This window comes from Mesorhizobium sp. Cs1299R1N3 (genome assembly GCF_037179625.1).
GTDB lineage: Bacteria > Pseudomonadota > Alphaproteobacteria > Rhizobiales > Rhizobiaceae > Mesorhizobium > Mesorhizobium salmacidum.
Genome location: NZ_JAPYKQ010000001.1, coordinates 949,242 through 964,837, shown reverse-complemented (window position 1 = coordinate 964,837; position 15,596 = coordinate 949,242). Strand labels below are relative to the sequence as shown.

Annotated in this window: 16 protein-coding genes and 1 riboswitch; of the genes, 3 read left to right on the top strand and 13 right to left on the bottom strand. The window is 62.7% G+C overall.

The window, feature by feature from the left end; all coding sequences use genetic code 11:
• Positions 1–11: 11 nt before the first annotated feature.
• The 9 genes from O7B34_RS04450 to O7B34_RS04410 form a co-directional block, all read right to left on the bottom strand.
• Positions 12–1,574 (bottom strand): hypothetical protein, encoded by a 1,563-nt coding sequence (locus O7B34_RS04450; protein WP_337145023.1) that lies wholly within the window; start codon positions 1,572–1,574, stop codon positions 12–14.
• A gap of 221 nt (positions 1,575–1,795) precedes the next feature.
• Positions 1,796–3,013, bottom strand: coding sequence for a nucleotidyltransferase family protein (locus tag O7B34_RS04445; RefSeq protein WP_337145022.1), 1,218 nt, complete (start codon positions 3,011–3,013; stop codon positions 1,796–1,798).
• Positions 2,959–3,279 carry a hypothetical protein gene (locus tag O7B34_RS04440; protein ID WP_337145021.1) on the bottom strand — a complete coding sequence of 107 codons (321 nt, stop codon included), beginning with the start codon at positions 3,277–3,279 and terminating at the stop codon, positions 2,959–2,961. The genes O7B34_RS04445 and O7B34_RS04440 overlap by 55 nt, the downstream gene beginning before the upstream one ends.
• The gene (locus tag O7B34_RS04435; RefSeq protein WP_337145020.1) at positions 3,279–3,956 is read right to left on the bottom strand and encodes a glycosyltransferase family 2 protein; all 678 of its coding nucleotides are present in this window, start codon (positions 3,954–3,956) and stop codon (positions 3,279–3,281) included. Before O7B34_RS04435 ends, O7B34_RS04440 begins: the two co-directional genes overlap by 1 nt.
• Positions 3,956–4,708 (bottom strand): glycosyltransferase family 2 protein, encoded by a 753-nt coding sequence (locus O7B34_RS04430; RefSeq protein ID WP_337145019.1) that lies wholly within the window; start codon positions 4,706–4,708, stop codon positions 3,956–3,958. Before O7B34_RS04430 ends, O7B34_RS04435 begins: the two co-directional genes overlap by 1 nt.
• Positions 4,705–5,754, bottom strand: coding sequence for a serine kinase (locus tag O7B34_RS04425; RefSeq protein WP_337145018.1), 1,050 nt, complete (start codon positions 5,752–5,754; stop codon positions 4,705–4,707). Before O7B34_RS04425 ends, O7B34_RS04430 begins: the two co-directional genes overlap by 4 nt.
• Before the next feature lie 33 nt (positions 5,755–5,787).
• Positions 5,788–6,219 (bottom strand): PqqD family protein, encoded by a 432-nt coding sequence (locus tag O7B34_RS04420; RefSeq protein WP_337145017.1) that lies wholly within the window; start codon positions 6,217–6,219, stop codon positions 5,788–5,790.
• A gap of 141 nt (positions 6,220–6,360) precedes the next feature.
• Positions 6,361–7,461 (bottom strand): hybrid-cluster NAD(P)-dependent oxidoreductase, encoded by a 1,101-nt coding sequence (locus O7B34_RS04415; RefSeq protein WP_337145016.1) that lies wholly within the window; start codon positions 7,459–7,461, stop codon positions 6,361–6,363.
• 65 nt (positions 7,462–7,526) lie between these two features.
• Positions 7,527–8,774, bottom strand: a complete 1,248-nt coding sequence (locus O7B34_RS04410; protein ID WP_337145015.1) for an aromatic ring-hydroxylating oxygenase subunit alpha — start codon at positions 8,772–8,774, stop codon at positions 7,527–7,529.
• A gap of 115 nt (positions 8,775–8,889) precedes the next feature.
• Positions 8,890–9,091: riboswitch (cobalamin riboswitch) on the bottom strand.
• A 495-nt stretch (positions 9,092–9,586) separates the two neighbouring features.
• On the opposite strand from O7B34_RS04410, the gene O7B34_RS04405 reads away from it, so the two are divergent.
• The 3 genes from O7B34_RS04405 (at position 9,587) to O7B34_RS04395 (ending at position 10,374) form a co-directional block, all read left to right on the top strand.
• Complete coding sequence (locus tag O7B34_RS04405) at positions 9,587–9,793, top strand: DUF680 domain-containing protein (RefSeq protein WP_337104582.1); 207 nt, start codon at positions 9,587–9,589, stop codon at positions 9,791–9,793.
• Between the two features lie 71 nt (positions 9,794–9,864).
• Positions 9,865–10,068: a DUF680 domain-containing protein gene (locus tag O7B34_RS04400; protein WP_337145014.1), complete on the top strand. Its 204-nt coding sequence runs from the start codon at positions 9,865–9,867 to the stop codon at positions 10,066–10,068.
• A 66-nt stretch (positions 10,069–10,134) separates the two neighbouring features.
• Entirely contained in the window at positions 10,135–10,374 is a 240-nt protein-coding gene (locus O7B34_RS04395; protein ID WP_337145013.1) for a DUF680 domain-containing protein, read from the top strand.
• Positions 10,375–10,453: 79 nt separating this feature from the next.
• On the opposite strand, the gene O7B34_RS04390 is transcribed toward O7B34_RS04395, so the two are convergent.
• From O7B34_RS04390 to O7B34_RS04375, 4 genes are read right to left on the bottom strand one after another with little or no spacing between them, the layout of a single operon-like run.
• The gene (locus O7B34_RS04390; protein WP_337145012.1) at positions 10,454–11,566 is read right to left on the bottom strand and encodes an ABC transporter ATP-binding protein; all 1,113 of its coding nucleotides are present in this window, start codon (positions 11,564–11,566) and stop codon (positions 10,454–10,456) included.
• Between the two features lie 29 nt (positions 11,567–11,595).
• Positions 11,596–13,260 carry a beta-galactosidase BglA gene (bglA, locus tag O7B34_RS04385; protein ID WP_337145011.1) on the bottom strand — a complete coding sequence of 555 codons (1,665 nt, stop codon included), beginning with the start codon at positions 13,258–13,260 and terminating at the stop codon, positions 11,596–11,598.
• A 4-nt stretch (positions 13,261–13,264) separates the two neighbouring features.
• Positions 13,265–14,419: a carbohydrate ABC transporter permease gene (locus O7B34_RS04380; RefSeq protein ID WP_027142760.1), complete on the bottom strand. Its 1,155-nt coding sequence runs from the start codon at positions 14,417–14,419 to the stop codon at positions 13,265–13,267.
• Position 14,420: 1 nt separating this feature from the next.
• On the bottom strand, positions 14,421–15,434 hold the full coding sequence (locus tag O7B34_RS04375; protein WP_337132268.1) for a carbohydrate ABC transporter permease: 1,014 nt from the start codon (positions 15,432–15,434) through the stop codon (positions 14,421–14,423).
• Positions 15,435–15,596: the final 162 nt, after the last annotated feature.

The following is a 15,596-nucleotide window of genomic DNA, read 5'->3' as shown; positions in this document are numbered from 1 at the left end:
GGTTGCGATACCTATTGGCGAGCTTTGACGTCGGCGCGGATGAGCAGGGTCACCGACCCGTTCTGAAGCAGTGGGCGGTAATCCGCCAAGCTCTTGGCGACTGCGATGTCGTCCCTCAAAGGTATTGGCGCACGCGGCTCCGCCGTCCCGTCGTCGACCACAATGTCGGGCCGTTTCGCGGCAAGTTCGGCGGCGATCGCCGCGGTATATTGCTGGCGCAAGGTCTCCAGATCCAGCCGTTGGGCAGGGTCCTGCACCAACCGGATGAGGATCTCGGCATCACTGACCATCCAGGCGGAGGGGTTGCGTGCCACGACACGGGCGCCAGTCATCCGGGCGAGCGGATTGCCGGCCTGCAGCCGCGAGCCGATCGACATGAAGGTTGGATGGTCGATTACGCGGCTGACGGCGACCGCCGCGGCGTCGAGACCGCCGCGTGGCTGAGCGAATGCCAGACCTTGTTGCGCCACGACCAATTTCACGATCGAAAACAGCCCAAGCGCGGCCCCAAACATGGCCGGCAGGGGCAGGCTTCGCAATGGTTTCAACCTGATAGACTGCAGCATCAATGCCAGGACCCCGACTGTCAGGAACGGCAGCGCCTGATACGTCCACCCCTTGCCCATGATGACGAAGGCGGGGACATAGGCCGCTCCAGCCAAAAGCAGTATTTGCGCATCGCGATGGGGCCGACCGGGATAAGCCATCACCAGTGTGGCCCCTGCCATGGCCGCGAACATAGGGATAGGCCATAGCATCAACATGTCCATGACCGGCATCCGCATCGGCAAATAGACTTGACGCAACAAGGGCAGCACCTCGGCGAAGAAAGGCTGCATGAAAACAGCGAGTGCGATCAGATAGCCAACGGTCAGAATACCACCGACCACACTCTCGGTCGTAAAAAGAGGACGCAGCGAGCGTCGCTGTAGCGCAATCACAAGGGCCGGCAACGCCAGAGCCAGCACGCTGTAGGGTGGTTTGATCATCACGAAGATACCGGCGCCGACACCGGCAACCATCCGCTCGGCGATGCCGCCGGCACGAAAATCCGCCGTTCGATCACGTGCCGAAAGCAACGCCAGCCACGGCAGCAAGGCGATCATGGCAATCTGCTCGCGCTGGCCGAAATCCGGCGGAAACAGGAACAGCACGACAAACACCGCCGCCGGAATGATCCAGACGCACCGCTTCAGAACCTCGTCGGTCCGTGCAAGAATGCGAGCCGAAAAGCAGACGGAAGCAGCCGCGAGTGCCGCCACGCCCACACTCACCCAAAACTCCGCCGACAGCCCTGTCAGGCGTTCCATGGCGAGGAAAGGCAAATAGAGCCAGGTTGAAAAAGGTGGATTGCCCTCGGCGATATCGACGTAAAGGCGTTCGCCTTTGAGGACACGGTCGCCAACCGTCAGCAGCCAGGACACGTCGACATTGCTCGGCACCACGAAGAGCGAGACGACGATCGCATAAATGGCGATCAACAGCGTTGCGACAACCGGCCCGACAAGTCGAAATACAGCCTTGCTGGATTTCAAGCTTGCCAGCTTGCCCTGAGCAACGAGCGGCGCATTCATGCAAATGGCTTTCATCACCAGAACAACCAATATCGGTGAGTTTCTAGCAGCCAGCAGTTAAGGGCGTTCTAACCTGGCGGTTGAACCCCACTTGACCGCTACAGATTGCACGGCGCGTCGCTATCGGTCTGGATGCTTGCCGGGATCAGGGCCGCGAACGCGGGAACCGGCTGCAGGCGCGCCAGACATCATAGCCATGGCGAACAGATGCCGCTGCTGTCTCAGCCGACCGCCGAAAAGGTCGCCGAGACCAGCTGGAAAGGCAATGCGCCATAGGCTGCGACCGTCGCCTGATCATCCCATTGGCGGAATTGCCGCGATGGCCGCGCCTCGAGCGTCAAGGCCTGCCGCCGGCCGTCGACTATAACCTTGCCGCGAAAGCGCAGCATCCTTTCCCCACCGGATCGGCTGATGGCCGTGGCACGCAGACGCGCGACGTGGTCGTCGTCCCGGTTGATCTCCATTTCGATGCGGCGCCGGACCGGCGGAACGCTGATCCTGACCGTGATGTCCAGCATCATCTCTCCCACCGTCGGCGGGCAAGGTATGGCCTGCGAGAAGACCAGGGACGACGGTCCCTCCAGCGGCTCGCGGCGAGCCGGTCCGCCGCGCCATGTTTTGCCGCGCCATGCCTTGGCGGGCGGCTCCTGCCGCAGCCGGCCGCTCTTGCGTCTCAGCCGCAACTGCTTGGCAAAGCCGCGCGACAGCCAGGCCAGCCTGCCGAAATCGGTTCTCGGCTTGGCCTGCAGCACCGCCGACCAGCGCGAAAGACCGGTGAGGTCGGCCATGTCAAGCACGCGCGCCAGCACCCTGTCCGGCACCGCCGCGCCAATATCGAGCGCGAGGTAGGAGAGCGCCACCGCCGCGGCCACGGCAAGGCCACGCCTGGCGACAACGTCGAGGAACACGTCCCAGTCGACATCGCCGGCGCGAATGGCCACCGCGCAATCGACCAGCCAATCGCTGTGCGTGTGGGCGTCGAGCCCGCCATGCGCGATGGCGAGCGCGATGCGGTCCGCAGGCGACGGCACCAGCACGCCGACGCCGCTGAATTCGGCCGCCGCCGCTCGCCGCCAGATCGCCTGGTCGTCCTCGTCGCTTTGCTGCGAACCGTCATAGGCAAGCTGGTGCAGGTCGATGTCACCATGATTGCCCTTGAAGAAGTTCATCGAGCGCAGCGACGCCAGTCTTGTCCTCAGATATTGCGGGCTCACCCCGGTGGCGATCTGCCAGTCGCGGTCGCGCAGCACGTCGAACGCCGCCGATATGTCTTGCGGCCGCACCAATATGTCGATGTCGTGCGCCACCCGGCCACGTTGAGCCGATGCGTTCAAGGCAATGCGGCTGGCCCCCTTGATCAGCATCACCAGGCATCCGGCGTCTGTCATCGCCTGCAGCGCCGGTTCGGCCTCGCGCATCGCCACCGCGACTTGGTCCACAGTATCTTTTGCAAGCCGACAAGACGTGGATAGGCGGAATGGCCGGCCAATTTCCGGCCGAACCGGTCGCAGATGGCGGCCAGCAGCCGATGTTCCCTGAAGGAGACGAGATCAATGTCGTTGGCGCTCAGCCACTGCATCGCGCAACCGGCGGCCGCGTCCTCATCGGCAAGAAGCGCGGCCTTGAGCAACTGGTCGAGCCCGCCCGTCGGCCAGGACCAGCCATAGTCCGGGAAGCGTCGGCTGATGCGGCGGATGCGCGCCATCAGCCCGCGCCGGCCTTGTTCCGGGCCCGTCGCAGCATGGCCAGCCGCGCCACTTCGAGGTAGCCGCGGTCGCGCGTCGCATCGCGCCCGTAGGACAGGCTGCCGGGCCTGATGCGGCGCAGCGCCAGCACCTCTTCCATCATGTCGAGGGCAAGGCCCGCCTCGCGTGCCCTCGCGATCCAGTCGATCATTTCGCCGCGGCCGCCCGGCGGATCGACGACTGGTCCGACGCTCTCGGCGACCTCGCGCCGGATCAGCATCGTGGTCCGCGACCAGCCGGGTACCGTGGCGTCCTCGGGCGCGTCCGGCCGGTCGTTGCGGAAGGTCCGCAAATGGCAGAAGACGCCCGATGTACCGGGCAATCCGCGCAGATATGCAAGCTGGCGCTCGATTTTGGTCGGCAGCCAAAGGTCGTCGGCGTCGAGCGTCGCGATGAACGGCGCCGACAAGGCGGCGATGCCCCTGGTCGTGGCGCTGCCCGGTCCGGCATTTGCCTGGCGCAGCAATTGCAGCGGCAGGTCCGTTCCGCCGATCGCCGCGGCGAGATCATCCGTTGATCCGTCATCGACGATCACCACCAGTTCCGGCCGTACCGTCTGGGCCGCGACCGATCGCAGCGTCTCGGCGATGGTGCCGCTGGCGTTGAAGGCGGGTATGACGACGCCGTATCCGTCCATCACAGGGATCGCCAATCCGAAAGTTTGTCGAGCTCGAAGATACCTTCGATCGGCCGTAGCGTCGGATCGGCCTTGCGCCGCTTCATCGATTTATAGATAGCGCGCAGGAATTCCCGCGACTGGACGTCCTCTTGCCTCGTCATGTTGCCCGCATGCCGTCTGTAATAAAGCGCGACCGTGTCGGGAAGCACGTATCTGGGGCCGATCTCAAAACCGCGCAGCAGGTAGTCGGTATCTTCGGCCTGGACGAAATCCTCGTCGAAATCGCCTATGCGTGCCACGAGCCGGCGCGCGAAGATCGCCGCCGACAGATGAATGCCACGAACCGTGATGCTGTTGCTGTCCGCCGTGGGCTCCAGGGTCCCGTCGTCGATCTTGTCGACCAGCATCATCCTTGAATAGGTCAGATCGAGATCGGAATTCTTCCGGAAAAGCTCGACATCGGCCTTGAAGCGTCCGGCTGGCGAGATGTCGTCCGAATCGAGGAACGACACCAGTTCCGCCTCGGGTTTGAGCTGCCTGAGCCCGTTGTTGCGCGCCCGCGTCACTCCCATGTTCTGCTGCTGGAACAGCCGGATGCAGGAATGATCATCGATCATCGCGCGCACGGCCTCGACCGAGCGATCGGTCGAACCATCGTCGATGACGATGATGTCGAGGTCGGCGGCGTCGCCTTGCCTGAGCAGCGAGCGCAGCGCGGCGCCGACATAGGCCTCGCGATTGTACACCGGCATGATCACGCTGAGCTTCACCAGGCGCCTCGTGTCAGGAAAGCCTCGATCGTGCCGGCGATCTCTGCCGGGTCGGTGCCGAGGGACAAACGAAAGCAGGGCAGGTGGCGCGTCAATTCGCCGAAGAAGCGAAAGCCGCTTTCGCGCTCGCCCGGCATCTGGGCGATGCCGGACGGCGCCAAGGCAATCATGGCATCCCTGCGCGACACCGGCATGATCGAACTTGCTCCGCCACCGCTGATATGTGGCACCATCAACGCAACGATGTCCAGCATCGCGGGCACCGGCCCAGGCGCGATGTCATCGACGTGAAACATGTGCTTGCCCTGCCAGTTCAGCGGGCCTTGCGCCGTTAGCCGCTGTCGCAGGCCCAGCCGCGCGAAACCTAGCGCGTCCTGCTTCAGCGTCGAGAAAAGGGGCCGCGCGGTCACGCCTCCGGCGAGATCGATCAGCACGTAGTCGTCGCCGACACTGTCGAGTCCGTTGAGCAGGCCGGCGGCGACGGTGCCGGATTTCCCGGCCCCGCCAGAGCCGGCGAGCAGGATGCCCTTGCCCTCGATGCCGAGCGTGCCGGCATGGGTCAGCCGCATGCCGCGCGCGGCGTATTCCCAATGCAGGAAGGCGCGCAGCGGTGCTCCCGGCTCCCAGGGCGGAAAGGCATCGGCCGACGCCATCAACTGCACGCCAATGCAATGTTGCGGATCGTAGATCTGCCAGAAATCCAGGTCGTGGAAATAGTGGCCGCGCAGCCCGGCTTCGGCGAGCCGTCTGGCAAAACCGTGCTCGGTGAAATGCGCATCGCCCCATCGCGCCGGCTCCGGGATGCCGTCGATGCCGGGATGGGCGATGAAGATGCGGCACATGGACGGTTCCGGCTGATCATGACCGGCCTCGACAAATGCATGGCTTAGTGCATCGGCAAGCACGCCGTGGCCGAGATGCGCGGTCAGTTCCAGCCGGGGCAGGCGAACCTTTCGTGTGGTCGGATAGCGCGGGGCCGCGCCTTCAGCGGCGGCGATGAGATACCGGGCGTAGTCGGGCAAGGTTTCGAGCGTGACGCGCGGCATCAAGCGCCTTCCACCACGGCCGCGGCCGGCCCGTCAGGAAGCCTGCTTGACCGCCGGCCAGCCAAGAGGTTCCTCGACATCATGGATGGGATCGACGACGATCAGATCGGCGAGGTCGTCGTGAATGCTCACATTGAGCGGTTCGTTCGTGGCGGCGAGCTCGGCTGGCAATTCGCCTGGCAGTGGCTGCGCCGTCGCCTCCGAACGCACCAGCAAACCCAGTTCGAGCAATTGCGATATGAAGTGTTCGAGTTCGGCCTGGCCTATTGTCGAGCCGCCTGCGGCCAGCCCGATCAGAGCCTGGGCGTCCGCTCCGGACGAAAGCGCTTGCCACACCTTGCTGCCGGAATCCGAGAAGCCGAAATATTTGCCATTGGCAAGGTTGAGCACCACGGCTTCGCCATCGAAGGATTCGAAAACGATATCCCGGCTCGCAACCGCATAGGCATGGGATTCATGCATCATTGTTGCCCCGCTCTGCATTTCCTGCCCGCTAGCAGGACCGCTTCCACCGACAACGGCTGTAAACTTTCGGGTCTTCCTTGGCAAGGTAACCATCGCCGGCAAGGCGCGGACCATTCCCGGATCAGTCGAAGGCCGGGCGGATCAAGCCTCGATTTCCAGTGCCGACAGTGGCTTTGAACAGCAGGCCAGGATGAAGCCATCATCGATCTCGTGATCGAGGATGCCGCCATTGTGGCTCATCTCGACGCTGCCGGAGACTTTCTTCACCTTGCAGGTTCCGCACAGGCCGAATTCGCAGGCAGCCGGTATCCGCACGCCCGAAGCACGCGCTGTCTGCAGCACGGTCTGGCCGGCGACACAGTCGGCGTCGACGTCCGAAAGCGCGAAGCGGATCGGCGTTGCGGCTTCGACGGGGACAGCCACACCGTCCTGCGCCGGCGCCGCGAATGGCACCGGGATTTCCTCAACGGTCGGCGCGGCAAAGCTCTCCTGATGATACTTTGCCATGTCGAAGCCGGCGGCTTCGAGCATGCCGCGCACGGCGCCCATGAAGGGATCGGGGCCGCAGCAGAAGATTTCGCGTTCGCGGAAATCGGGCGCCAGCAGCGGCAGCCGGATAGCGTCGATGCGGCCCATATGGCCATACCAGCCCTCGCGGCTCGACCGTTCCTCGATCATGAAGCCGAGCGACACGCCCGGCATGTGGCCGCCGAGCAGCTCCAGCTCCTTGCGGAAGATGATCTCTTCCGGGCGCCGCGCGCAGTTGACGAAGCCGACATCGGTCCATGGCGCGCAGTCGTTCAGCCAGCGCAGCATCGACATCATCGGCGTCACGCCGGAACCGGCCGAGATGAACAGATATTTCGCCGCCGGATGGCCGTGCAGTGAAAAGTCGCCGCTTGGTCCATAGGCCTTGACGTGCGAGCCGGGCGCCAGGTGATCGAACATCCAGCGTGTGCCGATGCTGCCCACCTGCGCCTTCACTGTCACCGCGATCGAGAATGGCCGCGACGGTGACGATGACAGCGTATAGGTGCGCATCAGCGGCCCGTCCGGTGTCGGCAATTCCAGCGTCACGAACTGGCCCGGCTTGTAGCGGAACCAGGTCTGGTTGTCGGAGCGGAAGGTGAAGGTCTTGACGTCGGGCGCCTCGTCGGTGACGCCGGTCACTTCCAGCACCTGCAGCCTGTCGTTCCAGGGCGCCATCTGGTCGAGATGGCGATAGAGGCCGAGATCCGTCATCGCATTCATCCTCTTGTCCCCTTTGTTCCGCGCATGTCCAAAACCGCCGTCTTTGGCGATATGCCTTAGGCAACGCTGCGCAGGGCCGGCCGGCCGCCTTCGGCAAGCCGTGGCCCGATGAAGGACGCGTACCACTCGACGAACTGGATCACGCCGCCCTCATGCAGCTCCGAATAGGGGCCTGGCTCGTAGGCCGGCGACAGGATGCCGAAGGCGTTTTCCTCGACGATGCGGCGATCCTGGTCGTTGGTCTCGGTCCAGACATGGGTGAGTTCCGCGAGATCGTAATCGACGCCCTCGACCGCATCCTTATGCACCAGCCATTTGGTTGTCACCGCCGTTTCCGTGGCGCTGATCGGCAGCACCCGGAAGGTGACGGCGTGGTCGCCCAGGATGTGGTTCCAGGTCGTCGGATAGTGGTAAAGCAGCAACGAACCGATGCGGTCGGTTGAAACGCTGTCGGAAAGATTCCTCTCGACCGCGCGCTTTCCCGTCATCGTGTAGCTGACGGCATCGCGCAGCAGCGGCGCGCGGGTCGCGCGATACTGGCCGGCCGGATCGATGCGGAACTTGCTCGGCAGGCCGGCCGCTTCGCATTTCGCCCAGTGCGCCAGCATCTCCGGATCGCTGTCGGCGCCTTGCACGCCGGTCACCGTCGGTGCTTCCGGGAAGGTCTTGCAGAGTTCGGGATGGTTGCCGGCGCAATGATAGCATTCGCGGTTGTTTTCCCAGACCAGCTTCCAGTTCCCCTTCTCGATGATGGTGCTCTCGAAGGCGACTTTTGCCTCACGCAGCCGGTGCGGCAAAAGGTAGGGCTCGATCATCGCCCGCATCGGCGCGAAATCGGCGGGCTCGCTGGCCAGACAGATGAAGATGTAGCCGCCAACGCTTTCGCAGGCGACGGGCTTCAGGCCGTACTGGCTCTTGTCGAACCCATCGGCCATCTGGCGGGCGAACAGCAGCCGGCCGTCGAGCTCGTAGGTCCATTGGTGATAGGGACAGACCAGTTTGGCGGCCGTGCCCTTATCACTGTTGCAGACGCGGCTGCCGCGATGGCGGCAGGAATTGTGGAAGGCGTTGATCTTGCCCTGCTGATCGCGCACCAGCACGACCGGATAATCGCCGATCTGCACGGTGATGAAGCTGCCCGGCTTGGGCAATTCGCAATCATGGCCGATGAACAGCCAGTCGCGATACCAGATCAACTCCATGTCCAGCTTGAAGTAGTCCGGGTCGGTGTAAAAGGGCTGTTCCAGCGAAAAGCCTTGTCTGCGGCTGTTCAAGAGCCTCAGCATGTCGTTGCGCGCGTCCATGTCCTGTCCTCAGTTTCAAGGACTGAACTGGTGGTGATTGAGGAAGGACTGGGCGCAGATCGGCGAAAAGCCGGACAAACACCATCCGCCTCTTGACCGCCCACCGCGATCAGTCGAGTTCTAGCGATCTCGGGCTGGTTTCCGGGCTCTGGAGTTGTCCTTGCGGACCATCGCGACACCTTCCCAGGCTTTCGCCCAGTGGTCTCCCGTTGCGACTTGAACTCCACCACCGTTGCGGGGGCAGCGCCGGAATCTGACCGGCTTCCCAATTCTCCGCTCCGTCGTCACGCAGCGGCACCTGAGATGCCCGATCTAACCACGACAGGCTTTGCGACATCGGCACGAAAGCGACATCGCATCCATGCGGCGCGACACGCATGCTGGATCGTCATGAGAGGCTTGTAGCCGCGGGAATCGCCTTCTGTCGCCAAGCCGCGCCGGCACCGTCATCGACCCTTTTGCCGGCAGCAAATAGGTTAACAGTTTCAAAAAGTGACTATTAGCAGGGACTAAAATCGAACCGAACGGTTCGTTTCTGTTGACGGTGCGTGCAAGACGCTGTGAACGCCGAGCCTCCGACACAGTTGGTGATCGAGGTGCTGCTTTAAGATAATCACTTGATATTACAAGAGAAAATAAGAGATGTGGAAGGCGCTGGTACAATTTCAAGTGGTGGAGTCATGGTCCACGCTGAACAACTTCGTGATTGGAAACGGCAAGGGTGCTCTCCCACATCGGGGCTGTCCGAACGACGCGATTTAATCCCAAGACACGCCGCTAGACGGACGGAAAAAATACTGGAGTACCAAAAAATGAAAAAGATCATTCTCACTGCCGCCGCCCTTCTGGCTGTTTCCGGCAGCGCCTTCGCTGGGAGCGACAATTACGGTTCGAACGGCGCCAACCAGCCTGCTGCCGCGGTGGACAGCTCGTACACCGCTTCCACCTCCACCAAGACGTCGGAGCCTGTTGCTCAGACGCCTGCTCAGGGCAGCGATCGCAACCTCTTCGGCCGCTAACGGCCTGTCCCCACGGACGGCGGGCTTGCCCGCCGATCCGGTGGAATTCAAGAAATTCAGGAGTGTCTAAAATGAACAAGATCCTTATTGCCGCCACCGCCGTTCTGGCCATTTCCGGCAGCGCTTTTGCCAGCGACAGCTATGGCTCCAACGGTGCCAACCAGCCTGCCGCCGCGGTGGACAACTCGTACACCGCTTCGGTCGACAAGTCGGCTCCTGCCAGCCAGGAGCCCGTCCAGCACGGCGCCGATCGCAACCTGTTCGGCAACAACTAACATCTCTTCAAGCAAGGACGGCGCGCTCAGCCCGCCCCTTGAATTCGAAAAAATCGGAGTACCAAAATGAAAAAGATTGTTCTTACCGCCGCCGCTCTTCTGATTGCCGCTGGCAGCGCCTATGCCGGCAACGACAACGTTGGCGACACCGACATCAACAAGCTGGCGACCGTCAACGTCGACACCTCGCATACGGGCTCGATCCGCAAGAGCGAATCGCCTGTCTACAAGCTGCTCAATTCGTCGGGCGACGTACAGAAGTCCGCCCCTCAGGGCGCAGACCGCAACCTCTTCGGCAACAACTAACCAGCCGTGGTGATATACAAAAGAGAGCGGCGGGCTTACCCGCCGCTCTCTTTTTGCGTTGTCGAGACAGCTTGTGGTCTCAGGCGGCTTTTGCTTCCGCTTCCTGCAGGGCGAACGACCGTCCATCCGCATCGAAGATATGAAGATCTGCGGCATTGGCGGTCAGCCGCAGCGTCGAGCCCCGCTTGACCTCGACATTGCCCGGCAACTTGGTCACCAGCGGCAGGTCGGCACGGCCGATGTCGATATAGACCAGCTGAACCTCACCGAGCTGCTCGAGATAATCGACCGTCCCCTCGAACAGATAATCGCTACCACTGGCGATCGCGAGATCTTCCGGCCGCACGCCGAAGCTTACCGCCGCTCCTTTTGCCGAAGCAGGCGTCGCGATCGGTACCGTCGCCTTGCGGCCGCCGACATGACTGACGATGGTCGGATTGCCCGTCTTGTCGACCGTCGCCGGCAGGATGTTCATGGCCGGTGAGCCGATGAACTGGGCGACGAAGAGGTTGCCGGGGTTCTTGTAGAGCTCCATCGGCGTGCCGACCTGCTCGATGTGGCCATCCTTCAGCACGACGATGCGGTCGGCCAGCGTCATCGCCTCGACCTGGTCGTGCGTGACATAGATCATGGTCGTGTTGGGCATCGATTCCTTGAGCTTGGCGATCTCGATGCGCGTGGCGACGCGCAGCGCCGCGTCAAGGTTCGACAGCGGTTCGTCGAACAGGAACACTTTCGGATTGCGCACGATGGCGCGGCCGATGGCGACACGCTGGCGCTGGCCGCCCGACATCGCCTTGGGCAGGCGGTCGAGATATTTGGTCAACTGCAGGATCTCGGCTGCCTGCCGTACCCGCTTGTCGATCTCGGCCTTGCTTTCCTTGCCGATCTTCATCGAGAAGGCCATGTTGTCGTAGACGGTCATGTGCGGATAGAGCGCATAGGACTGGAACACCATGGCGATGCCGCGCTTCGACGGCGGTACGTCGTTGACCACCTGGCCGTCGATCCTCAGTTCACCCGAGGTGATTTCCTCAAGCCCGGCGATCGAGCGCAGCAAGGTCGACTTGCCGCAGCCCGACGGGCCGACGAAGACGATGAATTCGCCCGATTTGATGTCGAGGTCGATGCCGTGGAGAATGTTGAGATTGCCGTAGGACTTCTTCACTTGTCTCAAATTGACATCGGCCATTGATTTCCTCCAGTGGTTCCTCAGATGTTTCAGCCTATGCGTCCGAACCAGGCGTCGTAACCGCCGAGTTCGACCGAACCGGTGCTCGCCTGCCCGGAAAACCCGTGTCCCGCCAAAGGTTGCAGGGTTCGGTTGCCGAGGTCAACCTTCGCCGGCCTGGCGCCCAGATTGAAAACGCAGACGACCTCCTCATTGCCCGCCCGGCGGGTGAAGGCGACGGTGTCGCCCTCGCTTTCGATGAAGGTGATGTCGCCCTTGGCCAGCGCCGGATGGGCGCGGCGGAAGGCGAGAAAGCGCCGGTAATGCTCAAGCAGGGAGGTCTCGTCGCCTTGCTGCACGTTGACCGCCTGTGACAGATGCTTGGCCGGCACCGGCAGCCAGGGTTTTGCCGCGGAGAAGCCGCCATTCCTGGCGCCGCCATCCCACACCATGGGCGTGCGGCAGCCGTCGCGTCCTTTGAATTCCGGCCAGAAGCGGATGCCGTAGGGGTCCTGCAGGTCCTCGAAGCGCAGGTCGGCCTCGCCGAGCCCGAGTTCTTCGCCCTGGTAGATGCAGACCGAGCCGCGCAGCGACATCAGCAATGCCGAGATGACCTTGAGATAGGCGGACGGGTCGGCTTCGTCGGCGGCCCAGCGCGAGGCCGGGCGCATCACGTCATGGTTGGAAAACGCCCAGCACGACCAGCCGTCGCTGGCCACCCTGCCAAAGGCTTCCAGCACCGAGCGCACTTTGGCGGCGCTGATCTTTTCCGGCGCCAGGAAGTCGAAGGAATAGCACATATGCACGCGCTTGCCGCCGGCGGTATAGGCGGCGACCACGTCCAGCCCGCGCTGCGAATCGCCGACTTCGCCGACCGCGGCGGTCGCCGGATACTCGTCGAGCAGCGCCCTGAAGCGCTCGAGGAAAGCGAGGTTCTCCGGCCGGCTCTTGTCGTAAATATGATCCTGGTAGTTGTAGGGGTTGACCGCCGGCGCGGTCTGGTCGTTGCGCTCTTCCGGCGGCAGCGGCGGATTGTTTTCCAGCCCCTGGCTGTGGAAGTAGAAATTGATGGTATCGAGACGGAAGCCGTCGACGCCGCGCTCCAGCCAGAAGCGGGTGACGTCGAGCAGCGCGTCCTGGACTTGGCGGCTATGGAAGTTGAGGTCGGGCTGCTCGGCCAGGAAATTGTGCAGGTAATATTGCTGGCGGCTGGTGTCCCATTGCCACGCCGAGCCGCCGAAGATCGACAGCCAGTTGTTGGGCGGCGTGCCATCGGGCCTTGCGTCGGCCCAGACATACCAGTCGGCCTTCGGATTGGTGCGGCTCGAGCGACTTTCCATGAACCAGGGATGGATATCGGCGGTATGCGACAGCACCTCGTCGATCATCACCTTGAGACCCAGCCGGTGCGCCTCCGCCGTCAGCGCGTCGAAGTCGGCCAGCGTGCCGAACATCGGGTCGACGTCACAATAATCCGAGACGTCGTAGCCGAAATCCTTCATTGGCGATTTGAAGAAAGGCGAAATCCAGATGGCATCCGCGCCAAGGGCGGAAATGTAGGGCAGCCTGCCGATGATGCCCTTGAGGTCACCGATGCCGTCGCCGTTGGAGTCCTGATAGCTGCGCGGATAGATCTGGTAGATCACCGCGCCCCGCCACCAGTCGCGATCAATGGCGGGGTCTGGTTTCGAAGTCGCCTTCAAAGCCGATTGCATTGTCTCAACCTCCTTTCACCGAGCCGGCCAGCAGCCCGCGGACGAAATAACGCTGCAGCGAGAAGAAGACGATCAGCGGCACGATGATGGTGATGAAGGCCGATGTCGTCAGGATCTCCCAGTTGCCGCCACGCGAGCCGAGCAGCGCATTGAGCTTGGCCGTCAGCACGATCTGATCGGGCGCCGTTCCGAGGAAAACCATTGCCACCAGGAGATCGTTCCATACCCACAGGAATTGGAAGATGGCGAAGGAGGCGAGCACCGGGAAGGACAGCGGCAGCACGATCTTGACGAAGATCTCGAAATCGCTGGCGCCGTCGATGCGCGCCGATTCCATGATCTCGCGCGGCAGGCCGGCGATATAGCTGCGCAACAGATAGATGGCGAAGGGCAGGCCGAAACCGGTATGCGCCAGCCAGATGCCGAGATAGGTCTTGGACGGCACGCCGAAGAACGTCCCTACGCCGTTGTAGAGCTTCAGGAGCGGGATGAGCGACATCTGCAGCGGCACCACCAGCAGGCCGATGACGACAGCGATCAAGAGCGCGCGGCCTGGAAAGCGCATCCAGGCCAGCGCATAGGCGGCAAACGCCGCGATCAGGATCGGGATGACGGTCGCCGGGATGGTGACCGTCAGCGAATTCATGAAGGAGCGGCCGATGCCTTCGGAGAACAGCACGGTCTGATAGTTTTCGGGGGTGAATTTCGGCGGCGCCGACGAAGCGTAGTAGATGCGCTGGCCCCGGTCGCCCTCGAATGCCTTGGGCGAGGCCATGACGAAGCTGCCGTCGGCGTTGAGTTGCAGGGTGACGCCGTCGCCGAGATCGGCTGATGTGCCGGCAGGATACTGCGTCGGTGCCGCAGCCTTGACGCCGAAGGCACTGATGCCGCGCTTGGCCCCATCGCCGAAGATGTTGCCCTGGAGAACGAACTTGCCGTCCTTTTCTACTTGTGTGGAGGCGGCCGGCAGGCGGCCGGCTTCGGTCTGGCTGGAACTGGCGAACGAATTCCACCAGCCCGAGGCGATGATCTGATCCTTGTCGCGTATCGACGAGACGAGGATGCCGAGCGTGGGGATGGTCCAGATCACCACGAAAACGAGCACCGCGATATGGACGCCGAAACGGCTGGCGAAGGAGTTTCCGGTCGCGACGGCCATCTCAGTGTCCTCCCGTCTCTTTGTTGGCCTGGCGGATGTTCCAGATCATGATCGGAATGACGGCGATCATGATGATGATGGCAATGGTCGCGCCGCGGCCGAAATCGCCGCCGCCGCGGAACATCCAGTCGAACATCAGATTGGCCAGCACCTGGCTGTTCCATTGACCGTTGGTCATGGTCAGGACGATGTCGAACACCTTCAGCACCAGGATGGTGATGGTGGTCCATACCACCGCGATGGTGCCCCAGATCTGCGGCACCATGATCTTCCAGAAGATCTGGAACGGATTGGCGCCGTCTATGACCGCCGCTTCCAGTGTTTCTTCGGGGATGCCGCGCAGCGCCGAGGAGAGGATGACCATGGCGAAGCCGGTCTGGATCCAGATCAGGATGATCATCAGGAAGAAATTGTTCCAGAGCGGCAGCGATATCCAGACCTGCGGCTGGCCGCCGAAATACTGGATGATGGCGTTGAGCAGTCCGATCTGGATCTGGCCCTCGCCACGATATTCGTAGATGAACTTCCAGATCACGCTGGCGCCGACGAAGGAGATCGCCAGCGGCAGGAAGATCAGGCTCTTGGCGATCGTGCCCCACCATATCTTGTCGGTGAGCACGGCGATGATCAGGCCGAGGAAGGTGCAGGCCGCCGGCACCACCGCCAGCCACAGGATGTTGTTCCGGATGGCGTTTCGCAGATCCGGGTCGCGCAGCGCCCACTCATAGTTGGCGGAGCCCACGAAACTCGTGCCGCCGCGGTCGAAGAAAGACAGCCACAGCGTCGCGATCACCGGATAGATCAGGTAGATGGTCAGGATGATCAGCGCCGGACCCACGAACAACCAGGGCCGCACCAATCCCTGCCGGCGCAGATTGTTGACGGCGGCCGTCCCGGACACTCCACGCGAGGGGAAGATCAGGTCGAGCAGTTTGTTGGCGCCCCAGAAATAGGCGACGCAGCCGCCGACGCCGATGATGATGACGAATATTGCCGAGAAAATCTGAGTCGCCATGGGTCCCTCTCCCTGCGCATGACCGGCCAGGCGATGCTGGCGACTGGATACGCCGACTTTCAGTTGTTCGGAACAATCGAAACGCGAAGGCTTCCGGCATGCACCGCCGGTCGGATCCGGGCCGTAGCCCGGATCCAGTAGGAGGATCAGGAAGGATCAGGT

What these genes read in the sequence shown, in the direction of transcription:
- O7B34_RS04450 (WP_337145023.1), bottom strand. Translation starts at nt 1,574, where the DNA reads ATGAATGCGCCGCTCGTTGCTCAGGGCAAGCTGGCAAGCTTGAAATCC.
- O7B34_RS04440 (WP_337145021.1), bottom strand. Translation starts at nt 3,279, where the DNA reads ATGGCGCGCATCCGCCGCATCAGCCGACGCTTCCCGGACTATGGCTGG.
- O7B34_RS04435 (WP_337145020.1), bottom strand. Translation starts at nt 3,956, where the DNA reads ATGGACGGATACGGCGTCGTCATACCCGCCTTCAACGCCAGCGGCACC.
- O7B34_RS04425 (WP_337145018.1), bottom strand. Translation starts at nt 5,754, where the DNA reads ATGCCGCGCGTCACGCTCGAAACCTTGCCCGACTACGCCCGGTATCTC.
- O7B34_RS04420 (WP_337145017.1), bottom strand. Translation starts at nt 6,219, where the DNA reads ATGATGCATGAATCCCATGCCTATGCGGTTGCGAGCCGGGATATCGTT.
- O7B34_RS04415 (WP_337145016.1), bottom strand. Translation starts at nt 7,461, where the DNA reads ATGACGGATCTCGGCCTCTATCGCCATCTCGACCAGATGGCGCCCTGG.
- O7B34_RS04410 (WP_337145015.1), bottom strand. Translation starts at nt 8,774, where the DNA reads ATGGACGCGCGCAACGACATGCTGAGGCTCTTGAACAGCCGCAGACAA.
- O7B34_RS04405 (WP_337104582.1), top strand. Translation starts at nt 9,587, where the DNA reads ATGAAAAAGATCATTCTCACTGCCGCCGCCCTTCTGGCTGTTTCCGGC.
- O7B34_RS04400 (WP_337145014.1), top strand. Translation starts at nt 9,865, where the DNA reads ATGAACAAGATCCTTATTGCCGCCACCGCCGTTCTGGCCATTTCCGGC.
- O7B34_RS04395 (WP_337145013.1), top strand. Translation starts at nt 10,135, where the DNA reads ATGAAAAAGATTGTTCTTACCGCCGCCGCTCTTCTGATTGCCGCTGGC.
- O7B34_RS04390 (WP_337145012.1), bottom strand. Translation starts at nt 11,566, where the DNA reads ATGGCCGATGTCAATTTGAGACAAGTGAAGAAGTCCTACGGCAATCTC.
- bglA (WP_337145011.1), bottom strand. Translation starts at nt 13,260, where the DNA reads ATGCAATCGGCTTTGAAGGCGACTTCGAAACCAGACCCCGCCATTGAT.
- O7B34_RS04380 (WP_027142760.1), bottom strand. Translation starts at nt 14,419, where the DNA reads ATGGCCGTCGCGACCGGAAACTCCTTCGCCAGCCGTTTCGGCGTCCAT.
- O7B34_RS04375 (WP_337132268.1), bottom strand. Translation starts at nt 15,434, where the DNA reads ATGGCGACTCAGATTTTCTCGGCAATATTCGTCATCATCATCGGCGTC.